The sequence below is a fragment of the Corynebacterium ciconiae DSM 44920 genome, assembly GCF_030440575.1.
GTDB lineage: Bacteria > Actinomycetota > Actinomycetes > Mycobacteriales > Mycobacteriaceae > Corynebacterium > Corynebacterium ciconiae.
In genome coordinates, this window is sequence record NZ_CP047189.1 from 1,709,779 (window position 1) to 1,732,392 (window position 22,614).

Annotated in this window: 17 protein-coding genes; 10 read left to right on the forward strand and 7 right to left on the reverse strand. The window is 60.8% G+C overall.

The genetic code is table 11. From position 1 onward, the window contains the following. Window positions 1–18: 18 nt before the first annotated feature. Entirely contained in the window at window positions 19–1,737 is a 1,719-nt protein-coding gene (locus CCICO_RS07475) for an ABC transporter ATP-binding protein (protein WP_167540142.1), read from the reverse strand. 129 nt (window positions 1,738–1,866) lie between these two features. On the opposite strand from CCICO_RS07475, the gene CCICO_RS07480 reads away from it, so the two are divergent. Further along, entirely contained in the window at window positions 1,867–7,671 is a 5,805-nt protein-coding gene (locus CCICO_RS07480; protein ID WP_018019164.1) for a non-ribosomal peptide synthetase, read from the forward strand. Between the two features lie 78 nt (window positions 7,672–7,749). Beyond that, on the forward strand, window positions 7,750–8,787 hold the full coding sequence (locus CCICO_RS07485; RefSeq protein ID WP_018019165.1) for an NAD(P)/FAD-dependent oxidoreductase: 1,038 nt from the start codon (window positions 7,750–7,752) through the stop codon (window positions 8,785–8,787). A 12-nt stretch (window positions 8,788–8,799) separates the two neighbouring features. Here CCICO_RS07485 and CCICO_RS07490 read toward each other — a convergent pair whose 3' ends face one another. Further along, window positions 8,800–10,239 carry a YeeE/YedE thiosulfate transporter family protein gene (locus CCICO_RS07490; protein WP_018019166.1) on the reverse strand — a complete coding sequence of 480 codons (1,440 nt, stop codon included), beginning with the start codon at window positions 10,237–10,239 and terminating at the stop codon, window positions 8,800–8,802. Between the two features lie 338 nt (window positions 10,240–10,577). Here CCICO_RS07490 and CCICO_RS07495 point away from each other — a divergent pair, with 338 nt between their 5' ends. The 6 genes from CCICO_RS07495 to CCICO_RS07520 all read left to right on the forward strand — a co-directional run bounded on the left by CCICO_RS07495 (window position 10,578) and on the right by CCICO_RS07520 (window position 16,873). Beyond that, window positions 10,578–11,972 carry a class II fumarate hydratase gene (locus CCICO_RS07495; RefSeq protein WP_018019167.1) on the forward strand — a complete coding sequence of 465 codons (1,395 nt, stop codon included), beginning with the start codon at window positions 10,578–10,580 and terminating at the stop codon, window positions 11,970–11,972. 121 nt (window positions 11,973–12,093) lie between these two features. Continuing rightward, window positions 12,094–12,855: a LamB/YcsF family protein gene (locus tag CCICO_RS07500; protein ID WP_018019168.1), complete on the forward strand. Its 762-nt coding sequence runs from the start codon at window positions 12,094–12,096 to the stop codon at window positions 12,853–12,855. Then, window positions 12,852–13,487 carry a 5-oxoprolinase subunit B family protein gene (locus CCICO_RS07505; protein ID WP_018019169.1) on the forward strand — a complete coding sequence of 212 codons (636 nt, stop codon included), beginning with the start codon at window positions 12,852–12,854 and terminating at the stop codon, window positions 13,485–13,487. The genes CCICO_RS07500 and CCICO_RS07505 overlap by 4 nt, the downstream gene beginning before the upstream one ends. Next, window positions 13,484–14,368: a 5-oxoprolinase subunit C family protein gene (locus CCICO_RS07510; RefSeq protein WP_018019170.1), complete on the forward strand. Its 885-nt coding sequence runs from the start codon at window positions 13,484–13,486 to the stop codon at window positions 14,366–14,368. Before CCICO_RS07505 ends, CCICO_RS07510 begins: the two co-directional genes overlap by 4 nt. A gap of 211 nt (window positions 14,369–14,579) precedes the next feature. Next, window positions 14,580–15,182, forward strand: coding sequence for a TetR family transcriptional regulator (locus CCICO_RS07515; RefSeq protein WP_018019171.1), 603 nt, complete (start codon window positions 14,580–14,582; stop codon window positions 15,180–15,182). 2 nt (window positions 15,183–15,184) lie between these two features. Beyond that, window positions 15,185–16,873 carry an MDR family MFS transporter gene (locus tag CCICO_RS07520; protein WP_018019172.1) on the forward strand — a complete coding sequence of 563 codons (1,689 nt, stop codon included), beginning with the start codon at window positions 15,185–15,187 and terminating at the stop codon, window positions 16,871–16,873. A gap of 102 nt (window positions 16,874–16,975) precedes the next feature. Here CCICO_RS07520 and CCICO_RS07525 read toward each other — a convergent pair whose 3' ends face one another. Together CCICO_RS07525 and CCICO_RS07530 are read right to left on the reverse strand one after the other, a co-directional pair. Further along, on the reverse strand, window positions 16,976–17,572 hold the full coding sequence (locus CCICO_RS07525) for a GNAT family N-acetyltransferase (protein WP_018019173.1): 597 nt from the start codon (window positions 17,570–17,572) through the stop codon (window positions 16,976–16,978). Between the two features lie 69 nt (window positions 17,573–17,641). Then, window positions 17,642–18,337 (reverse strand): type 2 periplasmic-binding domain-containing protein, encoded by a 696-nt coding sequence (locus CCICO_RS07530; RefSeq protein ID WP_018019174.1) that lies wholly within the window; start codon window positions 18,335–18,337, stop codon window positions 17,642–17,644. On the opposite strand from CCICO_RS07530, the gene CCICO_RS07535 reads away from it, so the two are divergent. Next, window positions 18,336–18,728 carry a DUF5997 family protein gene (locus CCICO_RS07535; RefSeq protein ID WP_018019175.1) on the forward strand — a complete coding sequence of 131 codons (393 nt, stop codon included), beginning with the start codon at window positions 18,336–18,338 and terminating at the stop codon, window positions 18,726–18,728. The genes CCICO_RS07530 and CCICO_RS07535 overlap by 2 nt on opposite strands. 63 nt (window positions 18,729–18,791) lie before the next feature. On the opposite strand, the gene glyA is transcribed toward CCICO_RS07535, so the two are convergent. Beyond that, the gene (glyA, locus tag CCICO_RS07540; RefSeq protein ID WP_018019176.1) at window positions 18,792–20,090 is read right to left on the reverse strand and encodes a serine hydroxymethyltransferase; all 1,299 of its coding nucleotides are present in this window, start codon (window positions 20,088–20,090) and stop codon (window positions 18,792–18,794) included. 201 nt (window positions 20,091–20,291) lie between these two features. Between glyA and coaA the strand changes: the two genes are divergently transcribed. Then, window positions 20,292–21,218: a type I pantothenate kinase gene (gene coaA / locus CCICO_RS07545; RefSeq protein WP_018019177.1), complete on the forward strand. Its 927-nt coding sequence runs from the start codon at window positions 20,292–20,294 to the stop codon at window positions 21,216–21,218. A 24-nt stretch (window positions 21,219–21,242) separates the two neighbouring features. Here coaA and CCICO_RS07550 read toward each other — a convergent pair whose 3' ends face one another. After that, window positions 21,243–21,761 (reverse strand): flavodoxin domain-containing protein, encoded by a 519-nt coding sequence (locus CCICO_RS07550; RefSeq protein WP_018019178.1) that lies wholly within the window; start codon window positions 21,759–21,761, stop codon window positions 21,243–21,245. 3 nt (window positions 21,762–21,764) lie between these two features. Continuing rightward, window positions 21,765–22,556: an isoprenyl transferase gene (locus CCICO_RS07555; RefSeq protein ID WP_026161354.1), complete on the reverse strand. Its 792-nt coding sequence runs from the start codon at window positions 22,554–22,556 to the stop codon at window positions 21,765–21,767. Between the last annotated feature and the right edge of the window lie 58 nt (window positions 22,557–22,614).

Genomic DNA, 22,614 nt, shown 5'->3' on the forward strand with positions numbered 1-22,614 from the left:
TGAGTACTCATCGCGGACCTACAACCCCACACAGAGCTGGCTGAATACCGAGTCGCGCTGGGCGCATAAGTCCGCCGGACTACCGTGTTCGACGATGCTGCCGCGGTCCATCACCCACACCTGTTGCGCTTGTGTGGCAAAGGTGAGTCGGTGGTCAATCCTGATAATGGTGACTCCTTGTTGGTGGTGTTCTTCCAACCCCTGATCGATGCGTCGCTCGCCGAGCACATCAACTGCAGCGGTAGGTTCGTCGAGAATGAGCACGGGCTTTCGCTGGTAGAGAGCACGGGCAAGAGTGAGCCTTTGCCGTTCGCCGCCACTAAAAGAGGCTTCCCGGCCAAGAATGGTGTTCGTGCTCTCCGGCAGGGCGTGTACCCGCTCATCGAGTTGCGCCTGCTGCAGACAGGAATCGATGCGGGTGCTGACTGCGTCGCGCCCCATGGTGACGTTGTCTGCGATGCTCGCCTGCAAAATTCCTGGGTGTTGACCCACGAAGGCGACATACGTACCGATTGCCCCCAGCGGTAGTTGCGTCATCCTCACCGCTCCCGAGGGCGCATGGATGATGATGTCGCCCTCATCGATGGAATACAGCCCCGCGAGGACCTGGGCGAGTGTTGATTTTCCGCCTCCTGAGGGGCCAACTAGGGCCACGCTTTCCCCGCGATGGATGACCCCACTTACTCCGTTGAGGACGCGATGTCCCTGCCGCGAACAACTCACCTCGCGCAGTTCGATGGACTCCCAGTCTTCCGGCCACTGGCTGTGTGCGCTGTGAGTCTCATCGCGGGGGCGGTCCGTTGCGCGTTCTCCCATCACCGCGTCTAAGCGTTGCGCTGCGGCTAGCCCGGCGCTGATATGTTGTGCGGCATAGGCCAGCGGCAAAATGGGAGCTCCCACCATCGGCGCGAGCAAGGCGGCATAGGCGATCGCCGCGGTGCCGACGTCGAACAGCAGCCCAGCTCCAATTGCGATCACAAAAGCGGGCACGGGGCTCAGGAGGATCTCCGCCGCCGTCATTTTGCGTCCCACATCCATCGCCCACGCGTGGACGAAACGGCTATAGCGCGTCGCGGCCTTCCGGAATTGATCGGCAGATGCCGTCTCATCGTCAACAGTGAAAAAGACTTTCGAGACTGCGACACCTTCCACGGCAGCGACACTTGCACTGTCGAGGGCGGACACATGTGCGAAATACTCGTCCATCTTTGCCATCGCAGTGCGCCCGTGATGGAGCTGAATGCCGGCGCCCATCAGAGCCGGAACACAGGCAATAAGTCCCGCCTGTGGGGAAAAAACCGCCAGGGCGATCAGGGCGAGTACTGGCGTGAGAATCGAGGCGACGGCGTCGATAAGCGCATGCGCAACGACGTTGTGTAGGGCCCCAACATCATCTGTGAGCATTCGTTTCACTGCCGCTGAGTCTTTTTCAGCGAACTCGTCCATGGGCTGGATTTGCAGATAATCGGCGATATCCCCGCGCAGCTCACGCTGGAGAAAAGTGTCGGCCAGGTGGCTCACCGTGGTCGCCGCGCCCAAAAAGATCGCTTGGCCGAGGAATCCGAGGATGGCGCCTATCAACAGCGGCCACGGAAGGAACCCCGTTCCGAGGTCAGTGACCAGCCATCCAGCCACTGCTGCGGTGCAGAGCATTCCCGCCACAGCACTGAACGAGGACAGCGCCTGCAAGACCGAAGCGAACAGCAAACGGCGACGGATTGGGGCCACGATGCGCATAAAAACTCCATATTCTAAGCGCTCTTCTGGGCTGCTCATCGTGAATCTTTTTCCCTCCATCACGCTTCATCGCACACAACGCTGTACGAAGCCTAGGCAACCTTCAATCTTTGAGGTAAAAATCTAACTATGAATTCCCCAATTGGCAACGTTACCCATTACGGGTTGCGGTCTCTGCTCGCTGTCCTCGACAGTGCGCACCTCACTGAGGACGTTGGCACACTGCCCAATCCCGAACTTGTGACATTGCGTGATTGCGGAGTCACATCGTTTCAGGCCCTTAAAATACAACAAACCTTGCGCGAGGACTTAGGAATACAGGTCCCACTCAGCGAACTTCTGGGCACACTCACCTTGGGCGAAATTGCACGCCGCTACCACCCCCAAATGGGAGCAGGCTCCAGCGCTCAGGGGCAGGCCGAAGATTCCTCAACCTTTTCTCGCTCTGCGGACGCTGCCGAAGAGATGCCACTCACCGCCCTTCAGACTGCGTATTGGGTTGGGCGCTCCCACGAGTTTGAACTTGGTGGGGTGGGGTCCCATTGGTTCAACGAGTACATCCTCGATATCGATGCCATCACCCGCAGTCCCGCAGCCCGATATCTCTTAGATGATGCGCCAGATACAACCCCAGCTGAACTCGCAATTGAGGTCCTTGACGTTGCCTTTCGTAGAGTGCTCGCCGCAGAAATCACTCTGCGTAGTGCGGTCACAGCCGAGGGGCGCCTGCGGGAGGCAGTGATCGACTGCCGCGATTATCGGATTGAACGCGTCGACCTCCGTGCGAGCGATCAGCACACTGCGCAGGAGCGCATGACGATGCTGCGTCACAGCCATTCGCACCTTGTCTTCGACCCGATGCGCTGGCCGATGTTCGCGATCACAGCGGTCCTCTTGCCTGACCACAGCGTGCATCTTTTACTCAGCACGGATGCAGTTCTTCTCGACTATGCGTCTTTTACCGCCCTACTCACACGCTGGAAGGAGGCAGTGTATATGCCGTTTTCCGAAATGAGCGCTCACGATACATTTCGCCAGCCCTCTCCCCTGCCGGAGTCGCACGATGCCCAGGCATGGTGGGAGAAACAAAAACTTAATCCCCCACCCACCTTGGCTGTCGCTCCACAGGACGCCGCAGACACCACTACTCGATACCAGCGCCGCATTGATGGGAAGACGTGGGCGCAGATTGTGGAGCAGTGTGAACGTCACCACGTCTCTCCCACGGGATTGCTCTTGACGGTATACGCAGTGATCTTAGATAGATTCCGAGTAAACGATGAGGATTTCTCCATTAACCTCACCGTCTATGACCGCCCTCCGGGACAATCGGATGTCATTGGCGACTTCAGCAGCAATGCCATCTGTGATGTTCCTACGTTGAACTACACGGCTCCTGCAGAGCGCACGATTAAAAACATCACCGATCGGCTGTGGGAGTGCGTTGATCACCGCGCCTACCCTGCCAGCGCCGAACGCAAGCGTCGGAAGCTGCACGAACAGGCTTCGCCTTTTAGTGCAACTGATCCCATCGTGTTCACCTCTACTCTCGGCGTAGGAACAACTGATGCCGAGGAGTGGCTTGGGAACAAGCAGCTCGGATTGTCTCAAACTCCGCAGGTTTTGGTCGATCATCTCGTATTCACCGCAAGTGATGACCTCGTGCTCGTATGGGATGTGCGCGACGGAGAATGGCCAGAGGACATGTGGACGAGCTTCGCAGATTCTTCTCTCCGAGCACTTTCCCAATTCGCCACGAGCGATACATGGGAGCGGCCGAGTCTAGGGTGGATGCCCTTCCACATCGAGATGGATGCCCCGGCAAATGCCGGTGTCCCCGAGGACGACGGTCTGCTCCATACTCCTTGGATGCGAGCCGCCAAGCGCTATCCAGAGCGTCCCGCAATCATCACTACTAGCGCTACCGTGACGCATAGAGAGCTAGAAGAGCGCGTCTCCGCACTGCGCACGACCCTTGACACCCAGGTCACTGCTGGTGATCGTGTCATCATCGCTATGCCAAAGTCAGCCGCTCAAGTAGTCTCGGCGCTGGCGGTATGCGCCAGCGGCGCGGCCTATGTGCCCGTAGACCCCGCGTGGCCAGCAGCTCGAATCGAGGCAGTCGTGAAGCGGGCGACACCATCGACGCTCCTCACTCTGTCCGATGAATCCGAAGCTCTCCGCGCCCTGGCAGAGACCTATTCGCTGAGCCAGATCACGCTCCGCCACGACGGGACGCTGGACACCAGCTGCGGCCCTGTCCTAAAGGAAGAACACCCCCTAGCACCAGCGCCGCGCCACACCAGCCCCGACGATCTGGCCTACATCATCTTTACCTCGGGTTCCACCGGAGAGCCCAAAGGTGTCGCAATCGAGCACCGTCAAGCCCGGGTAACTATTGATGACGTTAACGACCGATTCACTATCACCGCAGAGGACAGCGTCTTGGGGGTGTCGTCTCTCAGCTTCGATCTTTCTGTATACGACGTGTTTGGGATGCTCGGTGTAGGAGGATGCGTGATCCTTCCAGATCCCCACCAAGCCATTGACCCCACCTACTTGGCCACGCTCATAGAGAAGCACGGGAGCACAGTGTGGAATTCCGCTCCTGCCACATTCGAGCTCGTCATCGATGCACTAGAGACCACCCCTCAGCCACCGTCTATTCGCAGCCTGCGGCATGTACTTCTCTCTGGTGACTGGCTTCCCATCACGCTGCCCACGCGCATGTGGTCCCTCAGTCCCGACACCTATATTCATAGCCTTGGTGGCGCGACCGAAGCGGCTATCTGGTCCATTACCTATCCCATTACAGCGGTGCACGAGTCGTGGACGAGTATTCCCTATGGCCGTGCCCTCCGTGGCCAAGAGTTCTTGGTGCTTGATGAAAACGGCCTGCCCTGCCGGGTGGACCAACCCGGAGAGCTACACATTGGTGGGCACGGAGTGGCCCGCGGCTACCTAGCGGATGAAGAAAAAACGAACGACCGCTTCATCATTCATCCCGTGCTGCAACGACGTTTCTACCGCACAGGCGATATCGGTAAATGGCGGAGTGATTCCACCATCGAATTCTTAGGTCGAAATGATCGCCAAGTGAAAATTAATGGTTTCCGTATCGAACTTGGCGACGTCGAAGCAGCACTGCAACGCATGCCCAATGTTCGCGGTGCTGTCGTCACCGCAGTCCGCGGACCAGACAATCGGCAAAGGCTGATCGCCTATGTTGCGCAACATGACAACTCAGCGGCCTCTGACTATTACCAGCAGCTCAAGGACTCGCTGCCCAACTACATGGTGCCGCACCGCATCGTCACACTAGACGCCCTGCCGTTGACCGACAATGGAAAGGTTGATTTCTCCGCGCTACCCGATCCCTTCAGCACCTCCCGAAAGAAAAATACGGCGCCAACTCAGCGCTCCTCCACAGGAGAGGCGGCCACGGGGAGCGAAAAGGAATCGCCTGCCCCCGCAGAGAGCAACCTCAGCACGGCGACCGCGGTGGATAGCGCAGCCCACCACGCCCCACGACCTATCAGTACGGCGGAAGAGACAGAAGAACAGAGCGAAAGCCCAGCTTTCGCCGATGCAGTGCATGCATTCATTTCTGCCCGTACTGACCAAGAGCACTGGAAGAACCTGCCTTTACTCGCTCTGGGTTTTGACAGCATCAGCCTCGTCCAGCTGGCGTTGCTCATTGAGGAGCACACCGGAACACGCCCCTCGCTCACGACGTTGACGAAGGCTGAAACGACAGGAGCTCTCTTAGACTCTCTCAGAAGTACTTCCTCTGAGACTGACAGGACGACTCCAGAGGATGCACCACTCCCTCGCCATTCGCCCGACAGCCCCTCACAACAACCATCAATGGTGGACTCATACCCAGAGCTCAGTGGCCTTTACTCGCATTCCTCGAACAGCGAGCAGGTGGAGGAAGGGACGCAACGCGGCCAGACGAGGGCACCACTGTCGGTACGTATGCACCGTATTGCTGATGCTTTAGCACGCATCGAAGAGTGTGTTTCTGCTGTCGATCAGCTAGAGCAACTCCTTGGTCTCAAGAGCGCGGAGAATCCGCAGACATCTTATCGGACTGCGTGTACCCCCGCGCCGCAGAGCACGATGACGGAGTTGGTAAATGTGGACGACGCCGCGCTCGACGCTAACGGTGGAACAACTCTTCCCAGTACGGCGCCTGTAGACGATCATGACGCTGACGACTGTGATGTGCCGTTTAACGAGATGCAACTTGCTTATTTCATCGGCCGTCAAACTCCGTTTTATGGTGCCAAAACAGCAGCTCACTACTACACAGAAATTCACTGTTCGGAGCTAGACCCGCAACGGCTCCAAGCGGCGTGCACACGCACGGTAGACGTCTTCGATTGCCTTAAGCTGTACGCAACGGCCAACGCAACGGCCCGCCGCGACCCTGATGCTGAAATCGATGTCGCTACCCTTGATCTCAGCGATTTCTCCGAAAGCGAACAACAGCACCGACTCTCGGAGATTCGCGACGAGCGTGCGACTCGGGTTCTTGACTCTGGGCACGCGCCTTTGATTGAGGTTCTTGCCGTCCACACCGGTCACAGACAGTGGCGAGTGATTGTCGATGTGGATCTCTTGTTCTTCGATGCGCCCACTGCCCTACGCATCACCCGTGTCATCGAGCAGGAGTATCTGCAGCCTGGGTGCACACGGGAATGGGATCGTGTCCCCCTCCCAGCCGCTGCTGCTCCCATTCGGCAGGCGGAACCGGGAGCACCCATTGCGCCCTCACCGGCCCTGCCACTCACCGCTGTCGGTGCCGCTTCCGACCCAGCAGACCCACACCACCCTGCGGGAAGCCGCCACTGTTGGCACAGGCTACGCCATGTTGTACCGGCCCATCTGGCCTCCACATTGGAGGAGGACGCGATGCACCACTCTGCCTCAATGACCCAGTACATCATCTGGTGCGTCGCCCAGACCCTTTCCCCCGATGAGGACTGCAGTCTCATTGTGACGACAAATCCTGCAGCTATCACGGATCCTGATGGCCCAGCAGGAGAGCTCACCCATACCGCAGTACTGACGGTGCCGTGTAGCCAAGGCGAAGCGGCAGCGAAGTCGGGATTGCATACGCAGTATTGGGAGAGCATGGATGCGAGAATCAACTCGCCACACGGCAAGGCGCATGGCAATAATCAACTGCGCGCTGCCAGAAACGCCGGCGTGGCTATGCCCGTCGTTGCAGTATCGAGCGCGTTAGGCAGCGCCCCTGGTGACGCCTCGCAGCTGCTCAGCGTGCTCGGCGAGACCGTCTATGCGATCTCTCAAACCCCTGGGATATTGCTCGATGTTCAAGCATTCCGTACAGAGGAAAACGGAAATCTAGTTATTAACTGGGATTTTGATTCCACTGTCGTCGACGCATCTGACTTAAGTCGTCTCTTCAATAAATTCCTCTCGCTGCTGAATCGCTCAAACACCAAGATAAAGTCCAATCACAGCCAGTTTGGTACTCAACGGTATCCTGACTCTGCAGCTGTAAGGAAGCTTGTTCACTCCACACTCAGCGACATCGCAAATCTCGACGATCTTGATCCACAACGTCCCTTTTTCGAGCAATCCATCACATCGCTGGACCTGGTTGCAGCGCAGCAAAGATTGCACGCACTGGGTATGAACGTCACAGTGGTAGACCTACTCACCAACCCCACAGTCGATGCGCTTGTATCGAAGATTGTCGAGTCTTCTGCGGAATCCGAATCCTACCCACCAACTGATGCTCAGCTCGCCGATGCAGAAACTGCGAACAATCACACGGTCACTACCGAAAGCCCTAGTCGAACAAAGCACGAAATTCAGCAGACGCCCCTACCTGGGAGCCCCTCGCGTAGGGCCCGCGGGCACCGGCGTGCCGCTATCCTTGCGAGCTATCACGATGCATAAACTCCAACCACTCATAGGCGAGGACGAAGCTCGTATGCCTACGATGAACACCGCACTCACGCCATGGAGGTAAAAACGATGACCAACCCCACTTCCCTGCCTTTAGTTGATGCCGAGGTGATCGTAGTAGGAGGTGGCGGCGCTGGAGCGACGGCCGCGTTGCTTTTGGGTCGGCAGCGGCGAATGACCATCCACATCGATAAGGGCGACTATCGCAATGCCCCCTCCCCTGCCATTAATATGCTCGCCGCCAGCAATGGCATCTCCCCCTCTGACTACATGGCGAATGCCCGGGCGGCTCTTCGCGAGCTCGACACTGTTGTTGCTGTTCGCGAGCAGGTTCGTTCCGCCCGCACTCTTACCGCCCGAACAGACGACGGCCAAGACGTAGAGGCAGTCGAGGTCACCCTCGCTGGCGGCCGTGTGATCGTCGCCCAGCGCCTCATTCTCGCCACCGGCCAGCATGATCACCCCAATGTGCTGCCCGGCGCCGCCGAGTTATGGGGCACTGGGGTGCTGCATTGTCCCTACTGCCACGGCTACGAGGCTAAGGATTCAGCCATCGCGGTCGTTCACATCCAGCGACCCGGTGCCCCGATGGCTGGGCTACTTGCCTGCTATCAGGCGCTCTATCTGCGCCAACGTCTTAGCGATCGCGTCACCCTTATCACCGAGGAACTCCCACCCGCAGAGCATCGCAGCGCTCTCGAGTCACTAGGAGTGCGAATAATTCACGCCCGCACCCAGCGCATACACGCAGGAGAGAGCTCTGGGTGTGTGTTGCGTACCGAGCCCCTCAGCCCATCCTCGGAGGATCAGGCAACCGAGGAATATCACCTCGATCATGTCTTCTTCCACGCCCCTACCAGCGCCAGCCTTGATCTCAGCGCTGATCTCGAACTGGAGACCCAGGGCCCCTTTGTGCTGGTCGACGCCCAGCAGCGCACCAGCAATCCCTTGGTCTTCGCCGCGGGAGACACCGCGGTCCTGCGCGGCACTGCCCAGCCATTGACTTTTGTGGCGCAAGCCCAGGCCCAAGGTCAGGCTGCCGCGCTGTGGGCGGATCAGGATTTGTTTTTCGCCCACCCGCACACGCCGGCGTTTCCTAGCAGTTAAGGCGCAGCTGGTTTAGCTGGCCACTGCATAAAGCCGGAGAGTGATCTCCCATTCGGCGGGCCCGAGCTGCACAAAGTCGAGGATGCTGTGGCCATTCTCCGCTGCCCACGAGGGGATGGCATCGGTGGCCTGGGTGCAGTCGAAGACAATGCTGATCACATCACCAGGTTCTAAGGTGGCGACTGCGTTTTTCAGCTTGAGCAGCGGGAAGGGGCAGACATCGCCGCGGCTGTCGAGGCTGTAGCGCCCCTCGCCGAGTGCACGCACCTCGCGGCTAGGCGCCGTGGTCTCGAGGCCGAGATCGATTGCTTGGAAGCTGGGCGCGGGCCGGGTAGCAAGTGCGGTGGTGCCGCGGTTGGCGTCGACAAGCGATGCAGACGGCAGCTGGTCGGTGCTGTCATTGAGGGTGGGCTGATCCTGTGCGGGGGCCGAGCCGCGTGTCGACGGGGCTAGGTAGAACTTGGCTGCCAGCCACACCCCGAGCGTGGTGAAGGCCAGTGCGATCCAACCTTGGTAGCTAAATAGGCTCGTCTGCACCATGCCGTTTCCGACGGTGCAACCGCCGGCCCAGCTGGCGCCGATTCCCATGAACACGCCGCCGATGAGGGAGGCCACTGCGGTGCGACTATCGGGAACGCGGACGCGGAATTCGCCGGTGCTCAGCGCCGCGACAAGCGAGCCGGCGAGAATTCCCAGCACCAGTAGCGCACCCCAATCGAGGAAGCTGCTCTCACCGGTGACGAGGTAGTTCACCACATTCTTTGATGGGGTGGTAATACCCAGGCCGTCATTGCGCCCGGCTGCCGCAGACAGCGGCCATGCCACCACGCCAATCACACCGACCAACACCGCTGCACGGTAGAGCGGAATGGGCGCCGCGAAGCGAGAGCCCACTGCCGTTGCAGTCTGCTGAGGGCGCGGTTGCGGCTGGTTCTGGGCGGATGCTGTGTAGCGCCAGGCCAGCACAGCTGTTCCCAGGCTAAGGCCGAGGATAAAAACCCAGGTATTGATTCCGGTGTCGGCGGCAATGGAGACGTGCTCTGTCTGGATGCTTCGACCCCAGTCGTTCAGCCCGGTGAGGGCGCCGGTTTTCATGGCCGCAGCACTGAGCGCATAGGCGATAAGCGCAATCCACGAGCCCACAAGCCCTTCCCCGGCGCGATACCACGTACCCGAGGCGCAGCCGCCAGCAAGGACGATGCCGATGCCGAAGAGCAAGCTGCCGCCGATCACCGCCAGCGGGGCGAAGGGGTCGAACTCGGGCTGGATGATGCCCAAGCTGGTGAGGAGCTGCACTCCGATCGCTTGGATGCTGATCACGATGAGCAGGGCGGTGAAGGGGCGCATGGTGCGCCGAAGATAAATGTCGCGCAGAAAGCCGGTGACGCAGAAGCGCCCGCGCTGGAGAACAGCGCCAAGAACCGTGCCCAGTGCGAGGCCGGTGATAATCATGCGAAATCCCCTGTGTCTTTCACTCGTGTGCGGTGTGGGCCGCACGGCGGATGTGGTGGCTGGTGCCCCTGCCGGATGCCCAAAGGATTCGGCGAGGAACACCACCCACAATAGACAGTCCTGTCTGCAATAACTAAACCGCTCTGTCTTTAAGTGAATAAGCTCACATTAGCTCGGGGGATTCTTGGCAGCCACAGCCCTACCCGCGACTGAAAAATCAGTCATACTTAAAAGCAGTGCCTACCCCGCTTCGTGCACCGCAGAACAACGCTGCGGCCTTCGGCGGTGGGCAATGTGCACGACTGACACACTGTCACCAACTTTTTAAGGTGGTTTATATGACCGAGTACCGCATCGAACACGACACCATGGGCGAAGTGAAGGTGCCCGTTGACGCTCTGTGGCGCGCACAGACTCAGCGCGCTGTGCAGAACTTCCCGATCTCTGGCCGTGGTCTCGAGTCCGCGCAGATCCGCGCTATGGGCCTGCTGAAGGCAGCCTGCGCCCAGGTGAATAAGGATTCTGGGGCGCTCGACGCCGAAAAGGCCGAAGCGATCATCGCCGCGGCAAAGGAGATCGCCGCGGGCAAGCACGACGCCGAGTTCCCCATCGATGTGTTCCAGACTGGTTCCGGTACCTCCTCGAACATGAACACCAACGAGGTCATTGCCTCCATCGCTAAGAACAACGGCGTCGAGGTGCACCCCAATGACCACGTGAACATGGGCCAGTCCTCGAACGATACCTTCCCCACCGCCACCCACGTGGCCTCCACCGAGGCAGCCGTGAAGGACCTCATTCCGGGCCTGAAGGTGCTGCAGGATTCCCTGGAGAAGAAGGCACAGGAGTGGGAAGAGGTAGTCAAGTCCGGCCGCACCCACCTCATGGATGCCGTTCCGGTCACCCTGGGCCAAGAGTTTTCTGGTTATGCCCGTCAGATCGCTGCCGGCATCGAGCGTATCGAGGCCACCCTACCCCGCTTGGGTGAGCTGCCGATTGGCGGCACCGCCGTGGGCACCGGCCTGAACACCCCTGCCGATTTCGGCGAGAAGGTCACCGCCGAGCTGGTGAAGCTCACCGGCGTCGAGGAGCTGCGCGAGTGCGTGAATCACTTCGAGGCTCAGGCCAACCGCGATGGCCTGGTGGAGTTCTCCGGGGCGATGCGCACCATCGCCGTGTCCTTCACCAAGATCGCCAACGATATCCGCTGGATGGGTTCCGGTCCGCTCACCGGGCTGGCTGAGATTCACCTGCCAGATCTGCAGCCGGGCTCGTCGATCATGCCGGGCAAGGTCAACCCGGTGCTGTGCGAAACCGCCACCCAGGTGGCCGCCCAGGTGATCGGCAATGACGCCGCGGTTGCTTTCGGCGGCGCCCAGGGCGCCTTCGAGCTCAACGTGTTCATCCCGATGATGGCCCGCAACGTCCTCGAATCCGCCCGCCTGCTGGCGAACACCGCTCGGGTGTTCGCGGAGAAGCTGGTGGATGGCATCGAGCCGAATGTGGAGCGGATGCAGACTCTGGCCGAATCCTCGCCGTCCATCGTCACCCCGCTGAACTCCGCTATCGGCTACGAGGCTGCCGCTAAGGTGGCCAAGACCGCGTTGAAGCAGGGCACCACGATCCGCCAGACCGTGATTGATCTCGGCTATGTTGATGGCGAGAACCTCACCGAGGAGGAGCTGGACCGTCGCCTGAACGTGCTGGATATGTGCAACACTGATCGCGACTAATCCCAACACACCTTAAGTTATCTAGGTGACCACGGCACAGGCGCGCCTCGCAATGGGCGCGCCTTCGTGCATTTGTGCCCAGCTGCACCTCACCCCATGGCGAAAGAAATGAGGCTGACGCATGCACCACTGCCCCACGATCGATCTCAATGCAGACCTAGGAGAAAGCTTCGGGCACTACCAGGTGGGCGATGATTCCGCGCTGCTCGAGATTATTAGCAGCGCCAATGTGGCCTGCGGGGTGCACGCCGGCGATCCGGAGGTGCTGCTGCATACTCTTCGCTTAGCCGCGGACAAGAAGGTGCGCGTGGGAGCGCATCCTGGCTACCGCGACCTCCAGGGGTTTGGCCGGCGCGCCATGGCCTATACCCCCGAGCAGCTCTATGCCGAACTGGTGTATCAGATCGGCGCAGTGCAGGCCGCAGCAACCGCCGTGGGCATCGAGGTGGAGTATGTGAAACCTCATGGCGCGATGTATAACACTATCGCTATCGACAAGCCGCTCGCTGATGCTGTGTGTGCGGCTGTGCGGGACGTGGATTCTTCCTTGGCCTTGATGTGTTTGGCCGGCGCGCCGATCACCCAATGGGCCATGGATGCCGGGCTGAGCGTGATACGTGAAGCCTTCGCTGATCGACGCTACACCCCCGATGCTCGCCTTGCCCCGCGCGGAACTGCAGGTGCGGTTATTACTGATCCTGCCGCCGCCAGCGCGCAGGCGACAGCAATAGCCGCAGGCCAGCCGATCCGCGCTATCGACGGTAGCGAGATCCACATCGAGGCAGATTCCCTCTGCGTGCACGGCGATAGCCCGGCAGCCGTTGCCCTGGCCCGCTGCATTCGCCGCAGCATTGAGGATGCCGGTATGCAGGTGCGAGCGTGAATATTCTTCCGTGCGGCGACAGCGCCATCCTTCTTGATGTCAGTGACTCCGCCACGCCCCGCGAGACGGTCGCCGCTGCCCACCACAGCCTGAAAGCTCTCGATCACCCCGGCATCATCGATGTGGTGCCCGCGGCCACCACCGTGCTTCTTCATCTTGACCCCCGGCTATTCAGCGTCTCCGAGGCCACCGCGCTGTGCCACCAGCTCCCACTGGCGTCCACTGCCCCCATCGCCACCGGATCTGAGATCATAATCCCCGTGCGCTATGACGGCCCGGACATCGCAGAGGTCGCAGCCCAGCTGGGCATACAGCCCGCCGATGTGGCCATTTGGCATAGTTCGAGGCCGTGGCATGCAGCCTTTGGCGGCTTCGCGCCTGGGTTTTGTTATCTCGTCAATGATGAGCAGGACGCACACGACATAGCCCGAAAGTCCACACCACGCCCGCGAATACCAGCCGGTTCCGTGGCGGTGGCGGGTGGTTTTTCTGCGGTCTATCCCGCTGAGTCGCCAGGAGGATGGCAGCTTATAGGCAGCACAACGGCCACGATGTGGTGCACCGATCGCAGCCAACCGGCGCTTGTCATGCCCGGCGATAGGGTGCGCTTTGTCCCTACGGAGAAGCAATGAGCTGCACCTTTGATCTCTGCTCCCCTGGGGCGCTGGCGCTGATTGAAGATTGCGGGAGATTCGGCTACGCCAGCGTGGGGGTGAGCCAGTCCGGGGTGTTTGACCGCCGTGCTGCAGCGCAGGCCAATCACGCTGTGGGTAATCATCGATCAGCCGCGGTAATCGAGCTGCTTGGCGGCGGCTTCAGCATGCGCGCTCGGGACGCGGCGATGGTGGTGCTCACCGGCACGATCGCGGATGTGCTCATCCATACCTCCCGCGGCATGCGCACCCACAGCACCTATGAGGTACTTGACCTTTCGGCTGGTGACATCCTCGAGGTGGCCACGCCCCGAGCGGGCCTGCGATCTTATGTTGCTGTGCGGGGCGGCTGGGATGTGGCGCACACGCTGGGCTCAGCCAGCCACGATGTGCTATCCGGGATGGGCCCCGCTCCCCTAGCAGAGGCGGATGTGCTCACCGTTGGCCACGCCTATGAGGATCCAGCTTGGTGGCCACGGCTGCGGCGGCTGCCCGTCTCGAGCCCTACTAGCGAGATCGCAGCACTGACTCTCACCCCTGGACCCCGCGATGACTGGTTCGATACCGCCACTATGGGCCTGCTGCTGAGCCAGCGCTACACCGTTACCGCCGAGTCCAACCGAGTGGGTGTGCGCCTGTGTGGCGATACTGCCCTGCAGCGCTGCCGCACTGGGGAGTTACCCAGCGAGGGGATGGTGCGCGGCAGCATTCAAATCCCGCCGAATGGCCAGCCGGTGATCTTCGGTCCCGACCATCCCGTCACCGGCGGCTATCCCGTGATCGCGGTACTCACACGCGCCAGCACCGACCGGCTAGCTCAGCTCGCCCCGGGCGATTCCGTGCACTTCGCCCTGTGCTGACAGCACAGACGCTGCGATCATTCTCACCATCAGGGGATCAGGTGTGCGCAGCTCACACCCGCGATTGTCCAGCACATACGGGTCGAGCTGGGCGAATAGCAGGATGGAGCCCGGGTGGGCGTCGATAAGCATGCAAGCCATCCCACCTCGCCAGCAAAATGCGCGCAGTGCAAGTTTGCACCCAGTGCACTTTCGGCGTTAGATTGCTGGCGTGACTCACGAAAACCTCAGAGACAAAAAGCGCCGCGAAACCCAGGCGGCCATTTATTGCTGCGCAGCCCGACTGGTAGCTGCGCGCGGCTTCGACGCAGTGACGGTGGATGAGATCTGCACCCAGGTCGGGATCTCAAAACGCACCTTTTTTAACTACTGCGACTCCAAGGAACAGGCGGTGATCGGCCCCGGACCACGGCCGCTGTCCGAGGAGGAACGGGCGGCGTTTCTTGCCACCCCGCACCCAGAGCTGCTGGCAGACCTCCTCACCTTGCACCTGACCATCGTGATCGATGGGATGGGCGCAGACGAGGATGCATTGCGCCGGCACCGCAAGGAAATTATGCACCGCAACCACGCTCTCGCCGCCCAGCGCAGCGCCCAAATGATGGCTGCGCTCGGCTCACTCACCGAGCTCACTCGGGAGCTGCTGGACTGCGAAGAGGAACAAGCAGAGGCCATCACCGCCCTGGTATCGACCTCGATGTATCTCGGGCATCACCGCTGGCTGCAGCGCCCACACGCGAATTACACCGCACTGCGGGAGGAATGCGCCCGCGCTTTAGAGCACCTCGCCACCACCATGAAGGAGTTCGCCTAATCATGAGAAAAACAAAGAAGCAGCCCCGCCCCTCCGCGCTGTCTCCCGAGGAGCAGAAGCGCGTCTGGTGGGTGTTATCTGCGCTAATGGTGGCCATGCTGTTGGCCAGCCTCGATCAGATGATCTTCGCCACCGCCCTGCCCACCATCGTCGGTGAGCTCGGCGGCGTGGACCACATGATGTGGGTGATTACCGCCTATCTGCTCGCGGAGACCGTGATGCTGCCCATCTACGGCAAGCTGGGCGATCTCATTGGCCGCAAGCAGCTGTTTATCGCGGCCCTCGTAATCTTTCTTCTCGGCTCTGTCATGGGCGGCTTGGCCAGCGGCATGGTGCTGCTTATCGCTGGGCGCGCGGTGCAGGGTATCGGCGCCGGCGGGTTGATGATCCTCTCCCAAGCCATCATCGCCGATGTCGTGCCGCCGCGTGAACGCGGACGCTACATGGGCGTGATGGGCGGAGTGTTTGGCCTCTCGGCCGTGCTCGGGCCGCTACTCGGTGGCTGGTTTACCGAAGGACCGGGCTGGCGCTGGGCCTTTTGGATGAACCTGCCCCTCGGTGTGATCGCCATTATCGTCGCGGCCGTGGTCTTAAAGATCCCCGCACGCTCGACGACGCTACGCTGGGACTATCTCGGCACGCTGTTCATGGTCAGCGCCGCCACCACCCTGATCCTGTTCACCACCTGGGGCGGCTCCCGCTACGAGTGGTCCGACCCAGTGATCATCGGCCTGATCTTTGGCTTTGTGCTCTCTGCAATCGCGCTCATCGCCGCCGAACGCCGCGCCACCAACCCCGTGGTGCCGCTGGAGTTCTTCGCCAACCGTAACTTTGCTCTCACCACCACCGTGGGACTCGTCTTGGGCATCACCATGTTTGGCGTGCTCGGCTATCTGCCCACCTATATGCAGATGGTGCACGGATTCAACGCCACCCAGGCCGGCTTCATGATGATTCCCATGCTCGTCTCCATGCTGAGCACCAGCATCTGGACCGGCCTGCGTATCACTCGCACCGGCCACTACCGCATCTACCCGATCGTCGGCATGGTGATCGTTTTTGCCACCCTCGTGCTTTTCCACTCCATGCAACCCTCCACCCCGGTGTGGCAGATCGCTGTCTATCTCTTCCTGCTCGGCCTCGGGCTCGGCCTGTCCATGCAGGTGCTCGTACTCATCGTCCAAAACACGCTACCGGCCGCCGTGGTGGGCACCGCCACCGCGGTGAACAACTTCTTCCGCCAGATCGGCTCCTCGCTCGGCTCCGCGCTGGTCGGCGGTGTGTTCGTGGGCAATCTCTCCACCCTGCTCGCCGAACGAATCCCCGCCGCCACCCGCCAGTTGCCGCCCGAGCAGCAGGCCGCGATGGCGCAACACGGCGGGCTCGACACCAACGCCATCACCCCAGGGTTGGTGGAGCAGATGCCCACACCTGTGCGGGAGGCCTTCATTGCCAGCTACAACGACGCGCTGACCCCGGTGTTTGTGTACGTGATGCCGATGGTGGTGGTGTCGTTCATCTTGCTGTTGTGCATCAAACACGAGAAGTTGCGTGAGACGGTCGGAACAGACAGCGATGCTGGGGCTGCACCCACGACTTCGGAGGAGGATGCCCCACGCACTCGGATCGTGGAGCATTCCGAGCCTGCCGGTTATGAGGAGCATCCCTCGCGCACACCCGCAGCCCGCTAGCCCCACCGAGGCGCCGAGCTCATCCATCAAGGAAGACCACAGGCGTCCACCGGCGCCTTTTCGTGGCCGCCGGTGGGCGCCTGTGTTGCGAGTAGCTATCTCTTAGGTCTCGGGCGCGTAGTCCTCGTGATCAAGCCGGTCCAGGGTTTCGTGGGTGTGATTGTCTGGGTCATAATCCTCAGGCTTGTCCAGCAGCCGCTCGTACAAATCCACGTTGCGCCACTGGCCTTTGAGCTCCCCGTAGGTCATGCGTCCCATGTGATGCATGGTGCCCACCCGCTCGAAACCGCGGGATTCGTGCAACCGCTTTGAACCTTCGTTCTCGGGGAAGATCCACGCGTGCAGCGACCAATAGTCCAAGCTATTGCACACCTCGATGAGCTTATCCATCAACGCCCCAGCAATACCTCGCCCGACAGCGTCTTTGCCCACGTAGATCGAGTTTTCCACCACGCCGTAGTACACAGAGCGCGAGGAGGCCGGCGCCCCAGAAACCCAACCGAGCACCTTCTCATCGTTGTCTTTTTCGACCGCGACAAAGCAGGTTTTCAGCAGCTTCTTCTGCGCGAATTCCTCCCAAGTAGGACCGCTGGTCTCGAAGGAGGCGTGACCGCTGTCGAGCCCGTGCTCATAGATTGCACGGGCCTGCGGATAGTCGGCCTTCGTCATCGGCCGGATACGGAAATCTCGCTGTGCCATGCGGACTATCTTCTCTCATTGCAGATTTACCCTGCAACATATGCCCATGAGCACGCAGTTCCCCTAGGCTTATCGACGCCGCCTCGCACGCCGTCCACCCTTAGTCTTGCCCGCGGCCGCCGTGCGTTGTCCCCGCCGCTGCTGTTTGGCGAGTGTTTTCTCCCGCGCTGAACGCTTGTTGCGTGTCTCCCCTGCCGGCTCGGTGCGGGTGCTACGCGGGGTGCGCCCACGGGTAATGCCCACAAACTCTTGGATCTCTTCGCAATCGCTGTCTTTCCTCCACACGACAGCGATCGTGGTGGGCCTGCCGTCGCGATAGTCGCGGTGGGCACAGGATTTCACATTGAACGAGCGCAAAAGTGGCCGCGGGGCGATAGCCACGCCCACATTGGCGCCGACCACATCGAGCGCCTGCTTGACCGCGGCCACATCCACCACGCCCTGCTCGTCGGGGGCGTTGATGGTGATTATCTCCTCGGCGATATCCTCAGCTGAGATCTCCTCGAGCAGTGTGAGCTCAGAATCCACCGGCACCGCAACCCCAGGCTGCTCCTGGTAGAGGGTGACCACGTGGTAGGAGTCGAGATGGTCGAGGGAGGTGGCGTCGACAAGCCGCGCGAGCGCTACCGTGGCCTCGCCGGAATCGATGTCCGCGAGCGCATCATAAGTTTCGAAGGAACGGAACGTAATGTCGGTGCGGTCCCGCATCCGAGCAAACCATTTGCCAGGCGCAGTGCCCTTGACGTACGAGATCACGAGTTCCATGGGCATAAATGCTACCGTGAAGCCTGTGAACGAAGAATCTGCACGCACCCCCATCGAGCCCTCCGGCACCGCTATGAAGCCGGAGACCGCCGCCAAGAAATTGGGAATCTACTTCCCCGCCTGCCCAGAGGAGTTCCGCACCACCGCGATCACGCACGCGGAGCTGAAGGCCCTGCGCACCAACCCGCCCGAGTGGCTCACTGAGCTGCGCGCTCACGGCCCCCACCCGCGTCCCGTGGTGGCCGACAAACTCGGTATCACCATCGCCGCCCTCAAACGCAACGAGATGGATGTGCCCATGACCACTGCCGCCATCGACGAGCTCATCTCCGCCATGCCTTCCTGGCTGGCCGAAGAGCGCGAGAAGTTCCAAGAAAACAAGAACTCCTAAAACACCCAACCACCATCGTCTCCGCAGCTGAATGCCGAGCCGATGGTGGTTGTTTGTGTGCGCCTAGGCGAGCTTCCACTCCTCGAGGCCGTCGTAGAGCGGGTACTGCGCAGCGAGGGCATCGACACGCTTACGCAGCGCCGCAACATCGGCGTTCTTAGCAGCAGCGAGAGCGGTGGCGATAATGTCTGCCACCTCGGTGAAGGCAGCGGCGTCGAAACCGCGGGTCGCCAGCGCCGGGGTGCCGATACGCAGACCCGAGGTGACCATCGGCGGGCGCGGATCAAAGGGCACAGCATTACGGTTGACGGTGATGCCCACCTCGTGCAGGAGATCCTCGGCCTCTTGGCCGTTGAGTTCGGAGTTACGCAGATCCACCAACACCAGGTGCACATCGGTGCCGCCGGTGAGCACATCCACACCTGCCGCGGCGCAATCCTCGCTCATCAGACGCTCAGCTAGGATCTTCGCCCCCTCGATGGTGCGGGCCTGGCGATCCTTGAACTCCTCAGTTTGGGCCACCTTGAAGGTCACTGCCTTCGCGGCGATAGCGTGCATCAGCGGCCCGCCCTGCTGTCCCGGGAAGACAGCGCTGTTGAGTTTCTTGGCGTAGTCCTGCTTGGCCAAGATCACCCCAGAGCGCGGCCCGCCCAAGGTCTTGTGCACCGTCGAGGACACCACGTCAGCGTGCGGCACCGGGCTCGGGTGCAGCCCAGCCGCCACCAAGCCCGCGAAGTGGGCCATATCCACCCACAGCTTCGCCCCCACCTCATCAGCAATCTCGCGGAAGGCCTTAAAGTCCTGGTGGCGCGGGTAGGCGGACCAGCCACCAATGATCACATCCGGACGCTCCGCCAGCGCCTGCTCGCGCACCTTATCCATATCCACGCGGAAGGTCTGAGGATCCACCTCATAGGCGGCCACCTCGTAGAGCTTGCCGGAGAAATTCAGCTTCATCCCGTGGGTGAGGTGACCACCGTGGGCCAAAGACAGGCCCATGATTTTATCGCCCGGATTGGCCAGGGCCATGAGCACCGCGGCATTCGCCTGCGCCCCCGAGTGCGGCTGCACATTCGCGAACTCAGCACCAAAAAGCTTCTTCACCCGCTCGCGGGCAAGATCCTCGATGACATCCACGTGCTCGCAGCCGCCATAGTAACGACGCCCCGGGTAGCCCTCCGCGTACTTATTAGTCAGCACCGAGCCTTGGGCCTGCAGCACCGCGCGAGGCACGAAATTCTCCGAGGCAATCATTTCCAAGGTGTCGCGCTGTCGACCCAGCTCGCCGCCGATCGCGGCAGCCACATCGGGATCGAGCTCGGCAAGCGACTGGTAGCGGATATCCGAGGTGTTCTCGCTCATGAAGGTCCTTCCCTATCACGGTGGTAGAGCGGCAGCGAGGAGGCGTCGACAAGCAAGCCCTGCCGCGAACGTACTGTAACCGTAGCTAACTCTCGGGGCGAGACTAAAGCCACATACACCTTGTACCCTACCCCCGATCACACCAACAGACAGCGGGGTTAAAGTTTTAGCCTCGCAAGCCCAGAAGGCACAATAGAGGCTATGGTCCGCGCCAACGACTCCAGCCCCTACCTCGACTTCGACCGCAACTCATGGCGCACGCTGCGTAAATCCATGCCGCAGGTGTTGACGGAAAAAGAAGTCATTCAGCTGCGCGGCATCGGAGAATCCATCAACCTGGACGAAGTCGCCGAAGTCTACCTCCCGCTCTCGCGACTGATCCACCTGCAAGTCGCCGCTAGACAGCGCCTCCACCAAGCCACCGCGGAGTTCGTCGACGCGCCCTTTACCCCCGTGCCCTACATCATCGGCGTCGCTGGATCCGTCGCCGTCGGCAAATCCACCACCGCACGTCTGCTCCAAGTACTCCTCTCCCGCTGGGACAGCCACCCCAGAGTGGACCTTGTGACCACCGACGGCTTCCTCTACCCCAGCGCCGAACTCCACCGCCGTGGCCTCATGAGCCGCAAAGGATTCCCCGAGTCCTACGACCGACGCGCCCTGCTACGCTTCGTCACCGACGTCAAAGCCGGCAAACCCCTTGTCCAAGCACCCGTCTACTCCCACACCCTGTACGACCGCGTGCCCGGTGAGACCATCAACATCGAACGCCCCGACATCGTCATCCTCGAAGGGCTCAACGTCCTTCAAACCTCCCCCACCCTCATGGTCAGCGACCTCTTCGACTTCTCCGTCTACGTCGACGCCGCCACCGAACACATCGAAAGCTGGTACATCGAGCGCTTTCTCAAACTGCGCCACTCAGCCTTCCAACAACCCAACGCCCACTTCTCCCACTACGCCAACCTCGACGACAACTCCGCCCGCGACGTCGCCCGCGAAATCTGGCAATCCGTGAACCTGCCCAACCTCGTCGAAAACATCCTGCCCACCCGGGTGCGGGCGTCGCTGGTGCTGCGGAAAAACATCGATCATTCCATCCAGCGGGTGCGGATGCGCAAACTATGACAGCGATGCCGATATGAACAATGTTCACCTGGCGGCGGTTGAGGCACGCTGCAGCCAGGCTTCGATCGGATCCAACTCCGCGAAATCGATACGCGAGATGTCCTTGCCATAGCCATCAAGAAGCTCCTGCTCCGCCACACTCAACGAGGTCTTGGCGCGCAGCACCTTCGTGAGCGTCCACAAAGCCGCCCGGTGCACCCGAGAAATCTCCGAATAGGCCAGACGGCCCGGCAAATAGAAACGCTCAATACTCGCACACTCCAGCACCCCCAACAGCTGGTCCTTCGCTCGGGCCTGCGACAGCGGGGTCATACCCACCGCAGCGAAAGCAACAGGCACGCCCTGGTGCGCCACTGAGCGGGCAAGATCGACGCCACGAAACTGCCCCGCATAGTTCGGCGACACGATCACCACTGGGCCGCGATGAGGGGGCTGGGAGGTGGCGTCGTCAAGCGTGATGCACGAGGCACCAACCCGGGCGGCGAGCTCGCGGGCGTAGCGCTCCGTGGAACCATACGTGGACGAAAAGACGATCGCTGTCATGCGCTACTTACCGAAACGACGCGAGCGCGAAGAATACTCACGCAGCGCCCGCAAAAAATCAATACGGCGAAAAGCCGGCCAATACGTATCAGTGAACCAAATCTCCGAATAGGCGGCCTGCCACAACAAAAAGCCCGACAGGCGCTGCTCGCCAGAAGTACGAATCACCAAATCCGGATCCGGCTGGCCCTTCGTATACAGATGAGTAGAAATCGCATCCACAGTGACAGCATCCGCAAGAGATTCCGCCGGGGTATCTTGCGCCAATTCATCACGAATCAACGCCTGGACAGCATCCACAATCTCCTGGCGGCCCCCATAGCCAACCGCAACATTGACTACCACGCCCGAATGCTCCGAGGTGCACGACTCAGCCTCCCCCAAAGCCTCAGACAGCGAATCAGGCAACAACTCCGTATGGCCGACCAACCGCACCCGACAATTAATATCCGGATCCGACAACTCGCGCGCCACATCCGCCAAAATCTCAAACAGCTGCTCCAACTCCGCCGAAGACCGAGCCAAATTCTCAGTACTCAGCAGATACACCGTCACCAAGGTGATCCCCAGCTCGTCCGCCCACTGCACCATCTCGGCGATCTTCTGGGCCCCCACCCGATGGCCATGGCTTACATCCGAAAAACCCGCCTCACGGGCCCAACGACGATTACCATCCGCCATCACCGCGATGTGCTTCGGCAGACGGGCCCCACGCAGCTCCTTCGTGATGCGCCGAACATCCCGCTCTAGGCGCTTCTCGTAGAGCGGGTACAAAACCTTCGGCAGAATCCTCACAAACCATTAGCTTATCCCCACTAGACAGCGATCGCGATTTTCCGCGCCCGCTGTCTAG